At 46.6% G+C, this 19,192-nt stretch carries 18 protein-coding genes; 11 read left to right on the top strand and 7 right to left on the bottom strand.

The window, feature by feature from the left end; all coding sequences use genetic code 11:
• The first annotated feature begins 61 nt into the window (after positions 1 to 61).
• The 3 genes from ACLSU7_RS14965 (at position 62) to ACLSU7_RS14955 (ending at position 3,999) form a co-directional block, all read left to right on the top strand.
• Positions 62 to 1,513, top strand: a complete 1,452-nt coding sequence (locus ACLSU7_RS14965) for a DEAD/DEAH box helicase (protein WP_413292718.1) — start codon at positions 62 to 64, stop codon at positions 1,511 to 1,513.
• Complete coding sequence (gene hflX / locus ACLSU7_RS14960) at positions 1,510 to 2,943, top strand: GTPase HflX (RefSeq protein ID WP_413292717.1); 1,434 nt, start codon at positions 1,510 to 1,512, stop codon at positions 2,941 to 2,943. The genes ACLSU7_RS14965 and hflX overlap by 4 nt, the downstream gene beginning before the upstream one ends.
• Positions 2,944 to 3,006: 63 nt before the next feature.
• A complete protein-coding gene (locus ACLSU7_RS14955; RefSeq protein ID WP_413292716.1) occupies positions 3,007 to 3,999 on the top strand; it encodes a lipase family alpha/beta hydrolase in 993 nt (330 codons plus the stop codon).
• Here ACLSU7_RS14955 and ACLSU7_RS14950 read toward each other — a convergent pair.
• Positions 3,996 to 5,249: a TCR/Tet family MFS transporter gene (locus ACLSU7_RS14950; protein ID WP_413292715.1), complete on the bottom strand. Its 1,254-nt coding sequence runs from the start codon at positions 5,247 to 5,249 to the stop codon at positions 3,996 to 3,998. The genes ACLSU7_RS14955 and ACLSU7_RS14950 overlap by 4 nt on opposite strands.
• A gap of 104 nt (positions 5,250 to 5,353) precedes the next feature.
• On the opposite strand from ACLSU7_RS14950, the gene trhA reads away from it, so the two are divergent.
• The 3 genes from trhA (at position 5,354) to ACLSU7_RS14935 (ending at position 7,148) form a co-directional block, all read left to right on the top strand.
• Positions 5,354 to 5,971: a PAQR family membrane homeostasis protein TrhA gene (trhA, locus tag ACLSU7_RS14945; RefSeq protein ID WP_413295427.1), complete on the top strand. Its 618-nt coding sequence runs from the start codon at positions 5,354 to 5,356 to the stop codon at positions 5,969 to 5,971.
• Between the two features lie 98 nt (positions 5,972 to 6,069).
• Positions 6,070 to 6,492, top strand: coding sequence for a hypothetical protein (locus ACLSU7_RS14940; RefSeq protein WP_413292714.1), 423 nt, complete (start codon positions 6,070 to 6,072; stop codon positions 6,490 to 6,492).
• Between the two features lie 68 nt (positions 6,493 to 6,560).
• The gene (locus tag ACLSU7_RS14935; protein WP_413292713.1) at positions 6,561 to 7,148 is read left to right on the top strand and encodes an NUDIX hydrolase; all 588 of its coding nucleotides are present in this window, start codon (positions 6,561 to 6,563) and stop codon (positions 7,146 to 7,148) included.
• Positions 7,149 to 7,462: 314 nt separating this feature from the next.
• On the opposite strand, the gene ACLSU7_RS14930 is transcribed toward ACLSU7_RS14935, so the two are convergent.
• On the bottom strand, positions 7,463 to 8,419 hold the full coding sequence (locus ACLSU7_RS14930) for a hypothetical protein (RefSeq protein WP_413292712.1): 957 nt from the start codon (positions 8,417 to 8,419) through the stop codon (positions 7,463 to 7,465).
• A gap of 303 nt (positions 8,420 to 8,722) precedes the next feature.
• On the opposite strand from ACLSU7_RS14930, the gene ACLSU7_RS14925 reads away from it, so the two are divergent.
• A complete protein-coding gene (locus tag ACLSU7_RS14925) occupies positions 8,723 to 9,901 on the top strand; it encodes a phosphodiesterase (RefSeq protein WP_413292711.1) in 1,179 nt (392 codons plus the stop codon).
• Here the strand turns inward: ACLSU7_RS14925 and ACLSU7_RS14920 are convergent.
• Positions 9,882 to 10,742, bottom strand: coding sequence for an NAD(P)H-hydrate dehydratase (locus ACLSU7_RS14920; protein ID WP_413292710.1), 861 nt, complete (start codon positions 10,740 to 10,742; stop codon positions 9,882 to 9,884). The genes ACLSU7_RS14925 and ACLSU7_RS14920 overlap by 20 nt on opposite strands.
• 26 nt (positions 10,743 to 10,768) lie before the next feature.
• Here ACLSU7_RS14920 and map point away from each other — a divergent pair, with 26 nt between their 5' ends.
• The 3 genes from map (at position 10,769) to ACLSU7_RS14905 (ending at position 12,285) form a co-directional block, all read left to right on the top strand.
• Complete coding sequence (gene map / locus ACLSU7_RS14915; RefSeq protein ID WP_413292709.1) at positions 10,769 to 11,533, top strand: type I methionyl aminopeptidase; 765 nt, start codon at positions 10,769 to 10,771, stop codon at positions 11,531 to 11,533.
• A 77-nt stretch (positions 11,534 to 11,610) separates the two neighbouring features.
• Entirely contained in the window at positions 11,611 to 11,838 is a 228-nt protein-coding gene (locus ACLSU7_RS14910; RefSeq protein ID WP_413292708.1) for a hypothetical protein, read from the top strand.
• Between the two features lie 48 nt (positions 11,839 to 11,886).
• Positions 11,887 to 12,285: a hypothetical protein gene (locus ACLSU7_RS14905; RefSeq protein ID WP_413292707.1), complete on the top strand. Its 399-nt coding sequence runs from the start codon at positions 11,887 to 11,889 to the stop codon at positions 12,283 to 12,285.
• Between the two features lie 57 nt (positions 12,286 to 12,342).
• Here ACLSU7_RS14905 and ACLSU7_RS14900 read toward each other — a convergent pair whose 3' ends face one another.
• The 4 genes from ACLSU7_RS14900 to ACLSU7_RS14885 form a co-directional block, all read right to left on the bottom strand.
• The gene (locus ACLSU7_RS14900; protein WP_413292706.1) at positions 12,343 to 14,583 is read right to left on the bottom strand and encodes an OmpL47-type beta-barrel domain-containing protein; all 2,241 of its coding nucleotides are present in this window, start codon (positions 14,581 to 14,583) and stop codon (positions 12,343 to 12,345) included.
• A gap of 146 nt (positions 14,584 to 14,729) precedes the next feature.
• Entirely contained in the window at positions 14,730 to 16,280 is a 1,551-nt protein-coding gene (locus tag ACLSU7_RS14895) for a DHA2 family efflux MFS transporter permease subunit (protein WP_413292705.1), read from the bottom strand.
• 51 nt (positions 16,281 to 16,331) lie between these two features.
• Entirely contained in the window at positions 16,332 to 17,192 is an 861-nt protein-coding gene (locus tag ACLSU7_RS14890; protein WP_413292704.1) for an HlyD family secretion protein, read from the bottom strand.
• 4 nt (positions 17,193 to 17,196) lie between these two features.
• Entirely contained in the window at positions 17,197 to 18,495 is a 1,299-nt protein-coding gene (locus ACLSU7_RS14885) for a TolC family protein (RefSeq protein ID WP_413292703.1), read from the bottom strand.
• Positions 18,496 to 18,618: 123 nt separating this feature from the next.
• On the opposite strand from ACLSU7_RS14885, the gene ACLSU7_RS14880 reads away from it, so the two are divergent.
• Positions 18,619 to 19,134 carry a MarR family winged helix-turn-helix transcriptional regulator gene (locus ACLSU7_RS14880; RefSeq protein WP_413292702.1) on the top strand — a complete coding sequence of 172 codons (516 nt, stop codon included), beginning with the start codon at positions 18,619 to 18,621 and terminating at the stop codon, positions 19,132 to 19,134.
• The last annotated feature ends 58 nt before the right edge of the window (positions 19,135 to 19,192 follow it).

Raw genomic sequence — 19,192 nt, 5'->3', positions numbered from 1 at the left:
TTGCTAGGATAAGCCTTTTGACCTTGCGGTTTGGACAAGGACCCTGTAGCTATTTGTCCCTATGACTTCTCAAACATTCTCCGCTCTTCCCCTGATCGAACCTATCCAACGTGCTGTCGCTGAATCTGGCTACACGGTGCCGACTCCGATTCAACAGCAAGCTATTCCTCATTTGTTGGAAGGTCGCGACCTTTTGGGCTGCGCGCAAACAGGTACGGGTAAGACTGCCGCTTTCGCTCTTCCGATTTTGAATCACCTCGCAAGCCAGTGGCATCGTGCGGAATCCAAACAGGCCCGCGTTCTGGTGTTGGCTCCCACTCGTGAACTTGCTATCCAAATTCATGAAAGCTTTCAAACTTACGGTAAGCATTTAAAAATCCGCACCGCTGTGATCTTTGGTGGCGTGGGACAAACTCCTCAAGTAGCGGCTTTGAAAGCTGGCGTAGATGTTTTGATTGCGACTCCGGGACGCCTGCTTGATTTGATTCAGCAAAAACATCTGCAATTGGGTCGCCTGGAAATTTTCGTTTTAGATGAAGCCGACCGCATGCTGGACATGGGTTTCTTGCCTGATATCCGTAAAGTTTTGAACTATCTGCCAGCAAAACGTCAGAACTTGTTCTTCTCTGCGACGATGCCTAAAGAAATCCAAAAACTTGCGGATTCTTTGTTGGTAAATCCTGCGAAAGTTGAAGTGGCTCCGGTTTCTTCAACAGCCGAGATGATCGAACAATCTGTAATGTTCGTTGATAAGAGCAAAAAGAAAGATCTGCTACGTCATCTGCTACAAGATAAATCTTTTGATAAAGTGATTGTTTTCACTCGCACAAAACACGGTGCCAATCGTGTCGCCGAAGGTTTGACGAAAAATCACATCGCCTCGGAAGCCATCCACGGAAATAAATCTCAAAACGCCCGTCAAAGAGCTTTGGAAAACTTGCGTGAAGGCAAGATCCGCGTGTTAGTTGCGACAGATATCGCTGCACGCGGTATTGATATCGACGAAATTTCCCACGTTATTAACTATGAACTTCCGAATGAATCTGAAAGCTACGTTCACAGAATTGGCCGTACCGCTCGCGCTGGCAGCCAGGGTGTGGCTATCGCATTCTGTGATGCGGAAGAAAGAGCTTACTTGAAAGACATTGAACGTCTGATTGGTAAGTCTATCCCGGTGATCACAGAGCAACCGTATCATTCCGAAGAAGTTGCCGGCAGCAAAATCCTTTCTAAAGGCAAAGCCAAGGCGATGATCGAAGCGATGGAAAATTTGAAACCGACACGCAATGGTTTTAAAAAACGTCGCCGTTTGAATCCACGCAAAAAACCACCTACGTTTGAAGCTAAAGGCGGTAACGCAAGCGGAGCTCCCAAGCAAGGCGCTCCAAAACATGGCGGCAACAAGCCTGCTGGTGGCGGTCACAAACCTGGTGGTCACAAACCTCATGCACACAAAGGTGGCTCTCACCCTGCTAAAGGTGGAGGACATCACGGCGGAGGACATAAAAAATGAGTCTTCATGAAACTGAACAAGCCATTCCTAAAGCTGTTCTTGTCGGTCTTCAGATCGGTAGAACAACGGAACAGGAAGTCCAAGCTTCTTTAACGGAACTTTCGCGCCTGGTGAACACCCTGGGCTTTGAAGTGATCGGAAAATTGCACCAGCGTCGTACTTCTACAAAAAGTGCGAATGTTTTGGGCGATGGCAAGCTGATGGAGCTTGCAAAATGGACTGGCGGCACAGGTAAAGTTGCGCCAACGTTCATTAAGAAAAAACACAAAGCTGCATTGAAATTCGAAAAAGAAGACGATGCAGATGATATCTTTGATCTGCCCGAAGAAACTTTCGAAGAGGAACAAGGCCCTGAAGACTTCGTTGAACAAGAAAATCCCCAGGACCAAGCTCAATGGGTGATTTTTGACTGCGATCTTTCCCCGCTTCAATTACGCAATCTTGAAAGCGCCACAGGTGCTAAGGTCATGGACCGCACCGGTGTGATTATTGAAATTTTCAGCCGACATGCGCGCACACGTGCGGCACGCCTGCAAGTTGAAATTGCTCGCCTGACTTATGTGGCTCCTCGTGTTCGCGGCGTTTCTGCGGGCGACGACGATCGCATGGGTGGTGGCGGTAAAGGTGTCGGTGAATCCGCGATTGAACTGGATCGTCGTAAGATTCGCGATCGTATCAAAGAATTGAAACAAGAATTGGGCTCCATTGGTCAGGAACACCTGACTCGTCGTTCACAACGTTCTCAAGAAGCTTGCGTGGCGCTCGTGGGTTATACGAATGCCGGGAAATCCTCTTTGATGCGCGCAATGACTGGCAGTGAAGTTTATGTTGCCGATAAATTGTTTGCGACTTTGGATACCACAGTTCGGGTTGTTCAACCTGAAACTCGTCCTAAAATTTTACTCTCCGATACAGTTGGTTTTATTAAAAAGCTTCCGCATGATTTGGTGGCTTCGTTTAAATCCACATTGGATGAAGCATTAAATGCTTCGTTGCTTTTGTATATGGTCGATGCTGCAGATCCTTCTTTCCGTTCTCAATTGGAAGTGACGCGCACAACCTTAGCTGAGGTCGGTGCGGGTGAAATCCCAAGCTTGCTCATTCTTAATAAGCGCGATTGCTTAACAGAAGAACAGACGTCTAGTTTGGCAGCCGAATTTCCTGAAGCGATTTTCTTGTCTACTCGCAATGCTGAGGATGTGGAAAATTTGCGTTTGCGCCTGGTTAAGTTTTTTGAAAACAGCATGCGCGAAGACGAGATCTTTATTCCATATAAAGTTCAAGGGGTTATTGGCGATATTAGAGCACGTCTAAAGGTTCTGGGTGAATCTTATGATGAAAAAGGTGTTCGTCTAAAAGTCCGTGCAAATGCCGAAGACTTCGAGAAAATTGCGAAGAAGATTCGCGACGCACTGATCGACATCGAATAAGCTTTAGTTTCATTAGAAATTTTTAACTCCTATCCTTTTCGTAAAAACCTTAAAGTAGCATCGATGAAAACACTCTCGGTGCCACTTTCAGTTCTGCTTTCTTCTCTCAGTTTGTTCCAAACTTCTCCGGGACAGGCTCAAGAAGTTATTCCGTTCACTCCCAAAGACGAAAGAAAACTGCTTGGTCCTCGTTACGAGGGCCGCCTGGTGCCTCTGGCACCCCTTAATCAAAACTTTGAAGCGGGAGTTGAGGCAGAGCCTCTGGTCTTTATCCATGGCCGTCAGGGGTCCATTAAAAACTTCACCCAGTTGCTTTTGAATACGCCAAAATTCACGGACTATCAGCTTTACTATTTTGCTTACGATGACTTGCACCGATCCTTAAAAAGATCTGCTGGCGATTTGGCGCTGAGTCTTTTGAAATTAAAAGTCCCACGCATCACCATCATCGCTCACAGCATGGGAGGATTGATTGCACGAGAAACTTTGAACACTCTTTCCCGCGCAGGACACACTGAACACCTGCCCGAGATTCGCGTGATCAGCGTGGATTCCCCTTGGCAGGGTGGTTCTTCCATCAACTGCAAACACAAAGGCGCAAACCTGGATGAGATGGTGGAGTATTTTATGCCCGCCGCTTTGACGGATATGCGTTCTTGTTCTGACTTTTTCCAGAACCTTTATAACGTTTCCTGGCCGGAACAGTTCAGCATGGAGCTTTACTTTGCGGAGAATGGAACGCAAGCCCTGGATCACAGTGAGGCTCCGCTAAATCGTCTGCCTGAAAAGATCGCACGCCTTTTTAGCGAGAACACACCGATGAAGGGTTCTTTGTATGAAATGAATTTCTGGAATGCGCTTTCCACGTCATCGCAGTATCCAGGATTCGTAGAAGAGCTTTCCGCTTTACACGAACACCAAAAGGTCACTGCCGCTGATGTCTCTCGCCTTTTGGAAAAGCATTATCCCCGGTTCCCAGGGGACCATGCTTCTGTTTTAAAAATCCATCCGCAGGCGAAACTGGATTTACCAAAATATCTCCAAACTATTCTTTAATGAACTATCGGGCTTGGTGACACTGAGCCCGGCGTATTCTTGACTTTGTGAAAACGCGGATACAAGCCGAACAAAATCCAAGACACCAAACTAAAGATCGCGGCTAAAAAGTAGGCCGAGCCTGGAAAATGAACCGTTGCTTGTTCGCCGGTAAAGCGTGCAAACACGTCCGTATAAATCAATGGACCAATGATCGAAGTCAGGCTGGCGATGGATATCAAAGTACCCTGCAACTCCCCTTGCTCTTGTGGAGGAGTATCTTTCGAGATCAAAGACATCGATGCAGGTCCCGTGATACCATTTAAGCAAGTCAAAGCCAGCACCGCATACAGCATCCACCCGTGGGTTGCGAAAGCGTACCCAGCATAGGCCAAAACTCCAAAGAAGATTCCGATATTCAGAGCTTTCATCTCTCCCCACTTCGGAACAATCAGGCGGGTCAGATAACCTTGAACAAAGGCCACGGAAATACCCACGAACGAAAGAGACAGACCGACCTCGAACGTCGACCACTTAAATTTGTACTGCGTGTACAACGTCCAAATGCTTGGATGAGACTGACCTGCCAGGTACAACAAGAAATAAATCCAAACTAGAATTCTCATGCCCGGTTTAAAAAGAACACGGGTCAGGGAATTAAAGGGATTTAATTTGCTGAAAGAAATTTTGCGTCGATGAGCCTGGTCCAAGGATTCAGGCAAGATGAAATATCCAAAGGCAAAATTCAACAGATTGAAAACCGCTGCCGCGATGAACGGAGCCTGATGACCATAATGTCCAAGAATCCCGCCCAGACCCGGGCCCACGATAAAGCCCAACCCTAATGCCGCACCGATCATCCCAAAATTTGCAGAACGATTTGAGTCGTCAGAAATATCTGCCATGTACGAACTCGCGACCGTCATACTGGCCCCCGTAAGTCCTGATATAATCCGTCCTGCAAATAAAATTCCTAATGTTGGAGCAAATGCCATCAATAAATAGTCGAGCCCTGCCCCCAGAAGCGAGACCAATAGGACGGGTCTACGACCAAAGCGATCCGAAAGTGAGCCCAGTATAGGAGACGCCAGGAACTGCATGAGCGCATACACAGAGATAAAGTAACCATAGTAATGGTTTACGAACGAGGGATCATGTCCAAATCTGCGAATCACGTCTGGGAAAACTGGAATTAAAACTCCAATTCCCAATGCATCTAAAAAGATCGTGGCAAAAATAAAACGTACACTGGCTGATGTTGTCTTTTTCATAAACTTCTCACTCTAGTATTTGAGTAATTATTCTTTTATTACTTGGCTTTCACAAGTGCGAAATGCATGGTGCTTGTGATAGAATGATTCCATCGGAGGTTCCTATTTATCGCGGTGAACGCTTTAACAGTATCAGCCACTTGATTGGCGCCGTGATGGCTGTCGCAGGAACCTCTGTGCTCGTGACACTTGCAAGTGTTCAAGGAGATCTTTTGAAAATCGTCAGCACCAGTGTTTATGGTGGCATGTTGGTTTTGCTTTATACGATCTCGACTCTGTATCACTCCTTCCAGGGCCGAGCGAAAAAGATCCTGCAAAAACTGGATCACATGGCGATCTATTTATTGATTGCGGGAACTTACACACCTTTTACATTGATCACTTTGCATGGCCCTTGGGGTTGGTGGTTATTTGGCATCAATTGGTCATTGGCGGTCATCGGAATTATTTTGGAGCTGACCCTCGCACATCGCACGCGTATTCCTTCGATGATTATTTATGTCGTCATGGGATGGTTGATTGTTGTCGCGATGAAACCCCTCACTCAAAATTTAGATCCGCGCGGAATGGTTTTGTTAACGACTGGTGGCATTTTGTATACTGGTGGGATCGCTTTCTTTTTATTCGATGAAAAAGTGAAGCACTTCCATGGTATCTGGCATCTCTTTGTCATGGCGGGCAGCATCAGTCAGTATTTCTGCATTCTTTATTATCTGATTTAGTGTCTTTTTGACTCTGAAAATTCTGGCATCACATTTGAAATAGCTTCTCCTCGGGAGCCGAAATGTCTCGGCAAATAAAACCATTTCCGGAGGGGAAAGTGAAATCACTATTTGGATTCTTCTTTGTTACATTGATGGCGGCAACTTCTCTTGCAGGTCACTTTGACGATATGTTTGGACAAGAACGCGGTCGTGGTGGCCGTGGGGATTGGGGACGCCCGAATGTTACCTGTAGTGCCACTGATAAAGGTTGGGAAGAACATTGGGGTGGTCACTCGGACTGTCGTTCCTGCTTAAAAAAACATGGTAGCTGTACGGAAACATGTTCTGCAAACTATTATGCCACGAAAGCTGAAGGTATCGATTACCGCGGCTATAAAATGACAATTGAATCCCGCGGAGACACTCGTTACGAAGCGGAACGCGAAGCTTTAAGATCCTGCAACCGCCGCTATAGCGAATGCAAGATTGTTTCCAGCACCTCACAAAGTGAAACTGTCTCTCGTCGCGCTTGCCGCTAATCAGATCGAAGACCAGTCGTAATTGCAAAATCCTTGTGATATCCTGAACGGGACACAAGGATTTTGTTTTGCATAAAGAACTCTCTCAACTCTTCATTAATACCAATCCCCTGGATTTGTCGCAAAGTTTGAAAAACTATGCGTGCGTCTCGCTTATTCTGCGGGGTCCCGCCGACGATCTGCAGATTGGATATATCCAGCGTGCGATTCATCCTTTGGATCGCTGGTCAGGACAGATTGCTTTCCCGGGTGGCAAAAGAGAAGAATGGGACGCCTCTGCCCTGGCGACGGCTCTTCGTGAGACACAAGAGGAAGTGGGAATCGTTTTAACTCCTGAAGAAATGATTGGTCGCTTGGATGATGTTCAAGCTCGTAAAGCCGGCACTCTGCTGGAATTCTTTATTCGTCCCTTTGTGTTTTATACTGAGAGAGAATTTGAAGTGCGATTGGATCATAACGAGGTGGCTGATTTCTTCTGGGTGCCTTTAAAAGACCTGGTAAATCCCGAGCGTAGCATCTCTTATGAGCTCATGCGTGAACAATTGCGTATGGAATTGCCGGCGATTTCTTTGAACCGTGAAATTCCATTGTGGGGATTGTCTTATATGATCACACAAGATCTGCTGAATAGACTAAAAGCTCGCATCTCATTTTGAGAATCGTCGGAAAATTTCAAAATTCTGCAAAATTGCCCTCAACTCTCCAAAGGTCTAGCCGATGAGTATGGTATCAGCCCACTACGAGTGGGGAGCGAAAGGAGCCTTGAATGGCTAGAACGCATGTAGTACGTCACGAACACATCTTATCAACGGAGATTCGTGAATTGACTGCACACCAGGAGACCGGGCCACCCTAGCTAGCATCCTCCCAGCCTAGTAAAAATTGGGAAGATAAATTAAAAAACCAGAACGCGTTCGTTCTGGTTTTTGTTTTTTTTCAGAAGAGCTGATTTTTAGATACTGACGAACGACTAAAGAATCGAGAAAGTCGTCGCGAAATTCAAAGTCGTATTTTCACCCTGGATATCTTTAGGGAAGAAACTTACGTAAGGCGCAAAATACACATCGCGAGTCACTGCATAGCCCAAACCCAAACGAGAAGTCAGAGTTCTGTTCCACAAAACGGAATAGTCTTCCGTGCCGCGGGGATTGTTAAAGTTCAAAGCGACAGAGCTGTTCATGCTGAATTTATCAGTGAAGTTGTATTTAACCTGAGGATACAAGCCCAAAGAGTAACGGCCCGTTTTAAGTTCTTTTTTATTGGAGTAGTTTGGTCCACGGTCGAACAAGTAATAGTTCACTGAACCGTCAATACCAGCTGCAAAACCTGAAGCACCAAAATTGTAAATCACAGAAGCATCGTAACCAATACCTGCGTACTCCCCGATATCACGGTATGCCTGGTTCGTTACGTAAGTTGCACTGACACCGTTACGCATTTGCACGTCGCCCACACGAGCCGTGCGATCGTAGCCGATGTAAGGATTTTTAGTTTCATAACGACGAGTATCACTGTGGAAAGGAGTGAGCATGTTCACGCCCGTACCCAGAGACAATGCAGATTTAGAGTCAAAACGATAACGAGTTCCGATGGAACCACCGAAAGATGTGTCACACGCACACACGCCACCGTCTGGATTTGGTTGGTAGCGGCTGCCCGGGTCGCCCACTGGAGGACCGGAGAAGCTGAGGCTGAATTTCAATGAATACTTAGAAAGGGACCCTGAATCTGCTTTCATGCGCGCATCAGTGATGTCTTTGTCTTCTTCGAATTTTTTATTAAGGATTGTTCCTTGTTTCAAAACTGAAGTTTGACCTGCCGGTGCAGTTTCAGTTGTTGATGAAGTCGGAAGAGACAGTTTGGAAGTTTGTCCAAAGGCATTGATCGACAGTCCTAAAAGGGCCGAGGCCAAAAGTACTTTGCGCATGAAATCTCCTGTGATTTTGAAGCTTTTAGCGGTTCCAGGCGCAAAAAGATAGTTGGGTTTTTGTTAGGAGAATATTTATGGAAAAAGTACCTGCTTTTTAGCGGAGACTATTGCCCGGATTCGGGCACTTCTGTTCTCCTTATAGGACAAACAAAAGAGGCATCAATGAAAACCTCGCGACGAGGTTTCCTACAATTATCGGCCAGTTCGATTATAGGCTATTCTGCGCTCAATTCACCCCTTTTGGGAGGTGTCGCAGAGGCAGCCACCGGATTTTCCGGACAAATTCCAATCTGTCAGCACATGACGAACTCATACTCGACGCAGATCTCTGTGTTGACTGAGTACGGCAACCCTTACGGATACAAAGTATTCGACTCGCAAGGCCGCCCCGTGGCTTTCAAGCTTCAAGATCGGCAAATGCGAGCCGGTTATCATCAGGGAATTGACCGACTTGCTATCACAGGCTTGGAACCTCATCTAACCTATTATCTGCAAGTTGTGGATCCCCATCGCGGAACGGTGCTAGATGAGAGGATTTTTAAAAGTCTTAAACTCTCTGCGAAAAATAAAGCACGCTTTGCCTTGGTCAGCTGTGCATGTGACTTTTATAAAACTCATGCGCGCGTGATGTGGGATCATTTGTTTGCACAAAAACCGGATATGATTTTCTTAATTGGCGATGCCGTGTATGCGGATTTTCGCTGCCCCACCAGCGAGGCGGATATCTGGAGAAGATACTGCGAAACGCGCTTTCGCCTGCGCCATTTTCGCCAGCCCAATTTAATTCCGACACTGGCTGTGTGGGATGACCATGATTACGGTCGCGACAATGTTTGCAAATCATTTGGCTTAAAATCCGCCACTAAAAAAATATTTCACCTGTTTTTCGGAAGCCGGGACACAGATGGCTTTAAGAACACGATGGGAGTGGGCTCCCAACTGAATGCTTTTGGTCAGCGGTTTTATTTTATGGATGATCGATACTTCCGTGATGAAGCTCAATGTGGTGGATTGATGTGGGGCAAAGAACAACAAGAACAGTTTATCGAAAGTGTTTGTCAAAACTCCAAGCCCGCCTGGGTATTTAACGGCAGTCAGTTCTTTGGAAATTACTTTAGACAGGAATCGTTCCTCAAGGATTTCGGAAAAAACTTTACCGATGTTCTTACCAAACTTCGTAAATGCAAAGCGCCTGTGGTTTTTGGCTCCGGGGACGTGCATTTCAGCGAGATCATGAGTGTCGATCCCAAGTATCTGGGATATCGCACTTATGAATATACCTCGAGTGGAATTCACAGTCTGAATTTTCCGGTGAAATGGCTTTATAAAAATCCACGGCGCGAGGTTTTCACCTGGCACCATAATTTTTTAATTATAGAAAGCACTCCGGTTAAAGAAGGCATGCATATTAAAGCCAAGTCGATCAATGCACGGAACCGTATCGAATTTTCCCATGAAGTTACGGTGAAGCGGTCTTAACTTTGCGCAGTTGATAAAGCACGTCAGGAATCAGTTCGATCACGTCGGAGGCCATCATCGACAACGGATCTTTACGGCGCGCCACCCACAGATTTGCTGTGGCTCCATGTATATAGGCGGCCAAGAGGGCTGCCTCAGGAGCCTTCAGATTTTGGGCTCGTAAAGCGGTCATGATCCCCGCCAACACATCCCCGGTTCCAGATTTAGCCAAAGCCGAATTGCCTGTGGCGATGGTTGCGATTTCATTGGCTGTTGCCACAAGCGTTCGGTGACCTTTCAGCAAAACCACACAGCCTAATTTTCTTTGAGCTTCCCGCACGGCACTCACGCGGTCTTGATTTATTTCTTCGGAGGATTTTCCGATCAGTCGTGAAAGTTCCCCTGTGTGTGGAGTGACGATCCAGGATGGCGGCAACGGAAAAATCTTTTCCTGAGCACACACGGTCAGGGCGTCAGCATCCAAAATCACATGGGTTGCTTGAGCTTTGATAAGTTCACGAATCACTTTCGCAGTGAATGAATTCACTCCAAAACCAGGGCCCACCAAAATGGCTTGATGTTCTATGTCCTGCCAAGAATCCTTGGACAGATCTTTTAATAAAAAATCGGGATGATCCCAAGCAGACACTGCCACTTTGGGTTGAGCTAAAATGACGTAGCCACTCCCCGCTCGCAGGGCTGCCTTGGAGGCCAAAACACCCGCACCTGGGTATTCACGACTGCCCGCCAGGATCAGGCTTTTTCCCCGACTGCTTTTATTATCATTTTCCGATATTGCCGGTAAAAGATTCGCAGCTCCTGGTTTTCGTAAAATTCTGACGGAACTTGTGGAGATTTTCATTAAAACCAGTGTATAACCTCCCTACCATGATCGTAAAGACTGAAGCAGAATTAGAAGGACTTAAAAAGATTGGCAAGGTCGTTGCCAATTGTCTTCAATACATGTCCAGACAAGTTGAACCCGGAATGACCACGAAAGAGTTGGATGATTTGGGTGGCGCTTATCTGGCAAAGTATGGTGCTCGTTCAGGCCCGATTCTGGTTTATGATTTCCCAGGACACACTTGCATCAGTCTGAATCACGAAGCGGCCCACGGCGTGCCCTCCGACAAAAAAATCATCCGAGCTGGTGATTTAATCAATATCGACGTTTCCGCTGAATTGAATGGTTTTTTCGCTGATAATGGCGGCTCCTTCACGGTGCCCCCAGGTCGTCCCGAAGATTTACGTCTGTTGGAAGCCACAAAGAAAGCATTGGAAAATGCTATTGCGGGCGTTAAAGCGGGCATTAAATTAAATATCATCGGCCAGCGTGTGGAACAAATCGCTGATGAATATGGTTACACCATCATTGAAAACCTGGGCAGTCACGGTGTGGGGAAATCCCTTCACGAGGCTCCGGAATTTATCCCGGGTTACTTTGATAGCAAAGATGACCGCCGTCTTAAGGAAGGCCACGTGATCACAATTGAGCCGTTCCTTTCCACAGGCGCTCACTATGTTGATGAGGTTAAAGGTGACAAGTGGACCTTGGTGACGTCCTCCCCTGATCATCGCACGGCTCAGTTCGAGCACACGATGGTCGTTTTAAAGGATCGAGCGATGATCCTGACGATTCCTGACCCTGTTTAATCACAAGCTTTAACCCATTGTCTTGCGGACATTGTCTTTACACCTTTAGCCTGAGTTTTCTGACCAGGAGGGGAATGATGAAACGCGGGATATTGTTTGCTGTACTGATCACCTTTCAAGTTTTATGGATTGGGACGCTGACCATGGCAGATGCTGCGGGCCCCATTCGGGTCAACCTTCCTAATGCCGTTCTCATCTCTTCGGTATTGCTCTTTGCCTGGGTGGGATATCAAGCCTACAGCTGGACAAGAGGAGCTCTTCAGGAAAAATCGGATAGCACACCGCCAAAACGCTATAAACTTTAAATAAAAGGTGAAAGCCTGTGTGGCGAAATAACAGCCACGGGAGGCTTCATGAAATTGTTTATCGCTCTTCTTGCAACATTGGTGGCGTTCTCTGCAAATGCAGCAGATCGCAAATTGGGTAACGTGATCTTGGTTGAGCGCGAAATCCCAACTCCTTACGATCTTTGCGTTAAAAACATGATCGACAAAACAGACAAGCAACAGCCTCTGTTCTATTGCGTGATCAAGTACACGAAAGCGGCTGTTGAAATGCCTCTTGGTAAAAACGCACCGATCAACTACAAAGACGACACTTGCTTGGTTCGCGCTGAAGTGGGTAACGGCAATATGTTGATTGGCTTTGGTACAAACAAAGAAGCCGTGGATTTCGAAACTGCACGCGCTTGTTTGCTAAAAGGTCTTGCAGCTCACGGTCGCTTGACTGTGAACGTTATGACTGTTGAATAGTTTTTTAGTTTTTAAAATCAGAGAATAAAAAAGGGAAGCTTTCGCTTCCCTTTTTCTTTAGTTGCCGATCGTTTCGTCGAGCAAGAAGTTATCTGCTGACATTGGTTTCCAGCCATCATCCAGGGCACTTTGATACTTAGACCCTGTGTAATCACCGCTCGTATTATCAATTGAACCATAGAAGTTTGAATCAACTGATCCGCACGGTGCTGAAACAGCCGGAGATGCGCTTGAAACCTTACGGTACATCAAGGTCACCGCAATGTGATAGCGAGGGCCTTGGAAGTACTCAAGCTTCGCAGGCATTCTGGATTTGGAATCCATATAGACCGCTGACGTTGAACACTTCATCGTCGCACTGTGAGCGTTATCATTATCAATGACCGTGGCAAAAGTTCCACCTGCAGCCGGAGCCACATACAATTTAGAACCGTCATCCGAAATCAACGCGAACTGATAGTAACCCGCTGAATCCGATGCACCCAGCTTCAGGATAGTGCCCAGACGCAAGGCAAACCATTCAACCAGGTTCGCTCCGCCGTCTGCGGCTTTCTTTTTCACCAGCTCACCGTCAGTTGTTGGGAAGCCATTCGAGAATGTGCGAACTGGAACGAAGATTTTAGACATATAAAGGATCACACCTGCATCAACACCTTCGCTGAAGTATTTAGCCAGTGAAGTCCAACCCGAAGTCGTGCCTGGGAAATAAAAGATATTTCCTTTCCAACCTTGTCGGCAAGCGATGCCACTCGCTGAGAACGGATCACATACGATTTTCTTAGCTGTGAAATTCACGACTTTCGAAGATGAGTTTCCTGCTTTATCTTTCGCAGTCACCGTCATCACGTGATCACCCGTTACCAGGTTGCTGAACGTGATCTTAGTTAAAGACTGACAGCTTGCTACGGATTCAGAGGTCGCACCGAAAGTACGAAGACAGCTTGCAGAATCAATTCCCGAGATCGAATCCACGATCGAGAATGGAGAGAACACGGCTGTTTTTTGGTCTTCAGACATCGTCGGTGCGCTGATAGTAATAACAGGAGCCGAGATATCGACCATGAATTTATAAACAGGAGCGACCTTGATAGCGCCTGCTGCAGTATAAGCCGCAACACGAGCATAATAAGTTTCGCCGTCTTTTAAAGTACAAGAGTTAAGAGCCACAGAGGTCGCAGAAACTTGAACCTCCGGACATACCACCATAGATGCGGCGGCATCAGCAACGATGGATACACGGTAATAAGAAGCACCCGAAGAAGCCGTCCAATGAACTGTCGGCTGCGGGATGCTGCCTAGATAAGTATCTTTAATCGTGTCGTTACCACCCGTGATACCGATGATCGAGAAATCATTGGTTGCACTGCCCTGACTTTTCCAAGTGTAACTTAAAGGAACGGAGAGGTTACCCACTTTATCCACGGCTTGAACCGAGAATACGTGCGTGCCTTCCAGAAGATTTGAATAAATGGCTGGTGATGCACAAGTCACGAAGCTGCCGCCATCAATTGAACATTGAGTTTGCGCCAGGCCCGCACCGCTGTCTGAAGCCGTAAAGTTAAACACCGCTTGGCTGGATGCGGAGACGGCATCAGGTTTATTGGTAATTGCAACAACGGGCGGCGTTGTGTCTAGCAACCAACCATATTCCACTGTTGCTGAGCGATTACCAGCACGGTCGATCGCACGAACTTGAAAGCGGTTTTGGCCTTCTGTTGTTTTGCTATAAGTTTTGATGTCACTGCAGCTGGTGAAGTCTTTTTCACCCACAAGCAAACATTCAAAGCGATCTAAACCACTCAGGTCATCATTGATACGCATGCCGAAAGTCACCGCTGAAGAGTTCACCATGGAAGCTGGCTTTTGAGTCAACACAACAACGGGGGCAAGGTCGTCATGCACGATAGAAGCCGACACACAGTCTGAATAGAATTCAGTCAGCTTGGTCGACTTCTTAAATTTGGCGTAAACATTATTTAAAGCATTCTGGCTTTGCAGAGCCCAGATTTTAGATGTCTTCATCGGCTCCCAAGAACCACCCGAAGTACATGAGGAATCGTTTGTCAGATATAGATCGGTGGCATTCTGAGAGGCGATAGTCACCGTCACAGCACTGTCCGTGGTAAATTGAGCGCCACCATTTAATAGAATGGAATTTGCGCCCATCCCCGTAGTTTGGCTGGCCATCTCTTCTTGAGACAATCCGAAATTAACATTTTCAGCACAATTCTGGTAGCCCACGCTAAGAACGGCAAATAGAGCCGTGGTCGACAAGAGTCGTTTGGTTCGGTTGTTCATCAATCCCCCCGGAAAGTGTTTCCTTTAATCGGATTTTTACCGGGGTTTCTTGATTTTATTGGCGAATTAGTGACCTCGAAAAGTTCCATGTGGTTACATGAGATCACTATTGAGACACATTCATTTGTGAACTCGCGCAAGATCGATTAGTGGGCGTCCACAACTTTGACGGTCTTGTTTTTGAATTTCAAAAGGTATAAAGGAATGAACGCAAGCACCACCACCATCATCATGATAAACATGATTTCCTGGAACGTTAGCATGAACACTTGTGATTGCACTCGTCCATAAAGCGAACGAATCGCAAGTTCTGCTTGGGTCGCCATCCCCATTGAATGACTCATGTGTGTTCCTGACTTAGCGGCATTGTAAGCAGACCAAGTATTATAATCCAGCAGTGACACATGCGGAGCCATATCAGCATAATGCTGTTTTCCCACTTTCGTCATCATCGTACCGATAAAGGCAATACCCATACTGCCGCCGATTTGACGGAAGAGATTGAGGATACCTGAAACTTCACCCATCGTGATCCCGTTAAATTGGGATAAGATCGAAGAGTTGATCGGTACGAACAAGAACGCCATCGCAAGACCACGAACATAAAGTCCCATCAACACATCACCTTTAGATGAAAGCGGCGATAGTTTGGTGAACATAAAGATCGAAGTCATCACTCCCAGGAATCCAACGGCGATCAGATACTTCGGATTAATTCCTTTGCCCAGCATTTTACCGATGAATGGCATCATTAAGGCTGTAAGGATCGAACCCGGTATAAATAGCATCCCCGTCTGAGTGGCATCGTAATGGAAAGTCTGACCCACAAACACCGGCAGGATAAAGACCAATCCATAGAGGAAGAATCCTAAAATCCCCTGCAAGGCGGCACCATTTGCGACGATACCATTTAAGAACAGTCGAACATTCATGATTGGGGACTTCACTCGAGTTTCCCACCATACGAACATTGGCAAAGTCACCGCTGTCATGATTCCGCAAAAAATAATGAGCTTAGAATCAAACCAGTCGTTTGATTCTCCCCGCTCAAGCATGTACTGCAGACTGCCAATTCCCAGAACAAGCAGCACCAAACCCCAAACGTCGAAAGGTTTTTTCCCTTCATTGCCAGTAGCAAACGGTGGATTTTCAATGGCCATCAAACCGATGGCGATTGCAATCAAGCCCAGTGGCAGATTCACGTTAAAGATGGATCTCCAACCAAAGGTGTCCGTCAGCCAGCCGCCCAATGTTGGACCCAACGTGGGTCCGATCATCACCGACATACCAAAGATCGCGCCGGCGGTTCCGGCTTTTTCTTTCGGGAATTGTTCGTAAATCAAGGTTTGCGAAGTAGGCAGCAATGCTCCCCCCGCCAAACCTTGCAAGATACGGAAGAAAATCAATGTGTATAAATTGGGAGCAAATCCACAGGCCACAGATGTCGCCGTGAAAAGTCCAATACAGCTTAAGAAATACTTACGACGGCCCACGCGATTTCCCAGCCAGGCAGACACAGGTAGGATAATCGCATTTGCGATCGCATAACCCGTGATAACCATACTGATATCTTCTAAGGTGGCACCCAAATTCCCCATCATGGTCGGTAAAGCGACATTGACGATGGAGCTATCGATGATCTCAAGCAGCGAGGCCATCACCGCAACGACGATGACCAGTCTTGATTTGGTATTCATACAAACCTCTCAGGTCTGCCGCCGAATTTTCGGAGCAGGCCCCTTTCGGTATTAACGAACCTTTACGGATACGTTGGCAGATAATCCTGCTTGAAGCTTTTCGATGTCTTTTGCTGTCAGATCGTTCAATTTGATCTTAACCGGCACGCGCTGAACAACTTTGGTAAAGTTACCAGTCGCATTGTCTGGTGGAAGCAACGAGAAAACCGCACCTGTGCTTGGGCTTAAGCTCTCCACTTCACCGTGGAATTCCTGACCTGGTAAAGCGTCGACTTCAACTTTTACGAATTTGCCTTTTTCAATGTGCGTGATTTCAGTTTCTTTAAAGTTCGCGATCACCCAGCGTGAGCTGCTTTCCACGAAACCGAACAAGGGTTGTCCTGGAGGAATCACCATGCCGGGCTCAACGGATTTGCGCGCAATGCGACCATCTGTGGGAGCTTTGATTTCTGTATAGCTCGCGTTTAACTGCGCGGTAGATACTTGCGCTTGGATCGCTTGAACTTTCTTGCTTAATTCGCGGAATACAGCTTCAGCATTATCATACTGCGCACGGGACACCACGTTTTGACGAAGAAGATCGGCCATACGTTTATAGTTTGCTTCGGCATCGTGAAGTTTTGCCTTCACACCATCAAGATCTGCTTCTGCCTGCTTCACATTGTTTTTATAATCTTGTGAATCAATGCGAGCCAGAACCTGGCCTTCTTTCACCGGATCATTTTCCTGAACCAAAACTTCCACGACGATGCCAGGAACTTTCGAAGAGAGCATCAAGGTGTGAGCCTGAATCTGTGCATTGTCGGTAGAAACGTGGGACCACTCATAGTAACCAAAGATCGCACCCGCAACCACCAACGCAGCTCCGGCACCGATCATAATGTGTTTCTTGTTATTTTTAATGTTCGTCATAAAATTACAGTTCCTTCCCGAGGGACAGTTCTAAACTAATCATTGCTTCTGCTGCACTCACCTGTGCATTCACGAGACCCGCGCGCGCTCTGAACAAATCCAGCTCCGCATCCAAAACTTCTGAACTCGTGCGAGTTCCTGCTTTGAAGGACTCTGTTGCCAGACGAACGCTTTCTTGTGCTTTTTGTACGTCGACGGTTTTGGCTTTATACAATGCTGCCGAGTACAGATAGCGACGTTTCCAGAAATCAAAATCATAGGTGTCTTTCAGTTTGGCCTGCCGAACACTCTCGCGGGCCTGCACCTGACGAGCATCAGCTTGAGCTGCCTGCGCAGAAGAAGCAAAGCCATCGAACACATTCCACGTCATGTTCACGCCGACTGAATAGGCGTTATTGAAATCCTGATCCGTTAAACCTTTACTGATATTGTTATAATAGTCTGCTTGACCGAAGACCGAGAATTTTGGCACCCAGTGTTTGTAAGCGGCAAGCCACGCTTTATGAGCTGCAATCTCCCGATCCGTCATCGCTTGATAATCCAGACGGTCAATTTTTGCGGGCTTATTCAAGCTTGCAACTTTCTGCGCATCAGGCACAGGCAACAAGCCTGTCAGCGATTGGCCCCTGTCATCGACTCCCAGGCTCATCAAAAGATTCTGACGAGCCAGGATCGTGTTATCTTCAGAGTTCAATTTTTCGGATTGCGCTTCATTCAACTGAACTTCAACACGTAAAACGTCAAAGTTTGTACCAGCGCCACTTTTACGAAAAGCTTTTGCACGGTCTAAGTGATCTTCCAATGTTTTTACGTTTTGGTTTGCCACTTTTTCTAACTCAACCGCGGCAAGGGCTTTATAGAATTTCGCTTTTGTTTCTTCGGTGATTTGAAACTTTGCCCAGTCGGCTTCTTTTTCTGCAGCCGTGGCTCCATAACTCATAGAGCTGTACCTGTCATAGTTCGCGAGCCCATCAAACACCAACCACTCAGCGCGTGCAGACCAGATGGTATAAGGTTGAATCAATTCGATCGATGTCGGTCCACCACCGAAATCGATTTGCTCCACCATAAATTTGTTGTCGAGCAAATGAGTTCCACCCACTGTGACTCGAGGAAGAAATTGAGAGTATGCTTCAACTTTTTTCCAACTTGCCTCATCTTTAGCCGCTTCCGCGCGTTTTACTTGCGGAGAGTTGCCGGAGGCGAGATTCAACGAATCTGCGAGTGAAAGAGTTTCAGCAAGCGCTGCGGTGGGAGCGAATAAGAGAGCTGTGAGAGCGGCTGCCATTTTAATCTTTGTCATGTATCACCATTTTTCTTGATTTTTATTAGGCACCTAATTATATTAGTTAGGTAACTAACAATTGTCAATGGGCACCCAAAGGATGTCTCATTGAATATGAAAATTGCTCGATTGGAGGCCTGCATGGCTAAGCTTTTCATCCAAACCATTCCGTCTCAAGAAGAACTGCAACAGAATGCCAAAGAGTTGTGCCCATCTGCGGATATTGCTTCACTTTACTCTCACTTGCTTTTCAGAAAAGTCGCGACGGATCTTGAATCTAAATATGATAACTTCTTTGCGCGCTGGAACTTATCCCCAGGACGCTACACCTTATTAGTTATTCTTCGCAAAGCGCCTGCGGGTTTGATGCCTTCAGAGATTGCTCAGAAAGTGGGAGTCACTCAAGCAACGATTTCTGGTCTGATCAATAGTCTTGAGAAAGCACAGTTAGTGCAGCGAATGACTCACGAAAAAGACGGTCGCTCTTTTGTGATCAAATTGACTGCTAAAGGCGAAAGCGTTTTAAAAGAAATCGCACCCGAGTGGTATGGCGGCATCGGAGCTTTCTTTGGCCAGTTCAATGACGAAGAAAAGAAAGTATTGAACAGCCTGCTCACTCGAATGACTCAAAACCTCGGACTGCTCAATATGAAATAATAGGTACGGACACACTTTCTCCAATAAAAAACCCACGTTTTTGGCGTGGGTTTTTTTA

Origin of the sequence: Bdellovibrio sp. HCB185ZH (genome assembly GCF_047302455.1) — a bacterium.
Lineage (GTDB): Bacteria > Bdellovibrionota > Bdellovibrionia > Bdellovibrionales > Bdellovibrionaceae > Bdellovibrio.
This window is presented reverse-complemented; position numbering and strand designations above follow the sequence as displayed.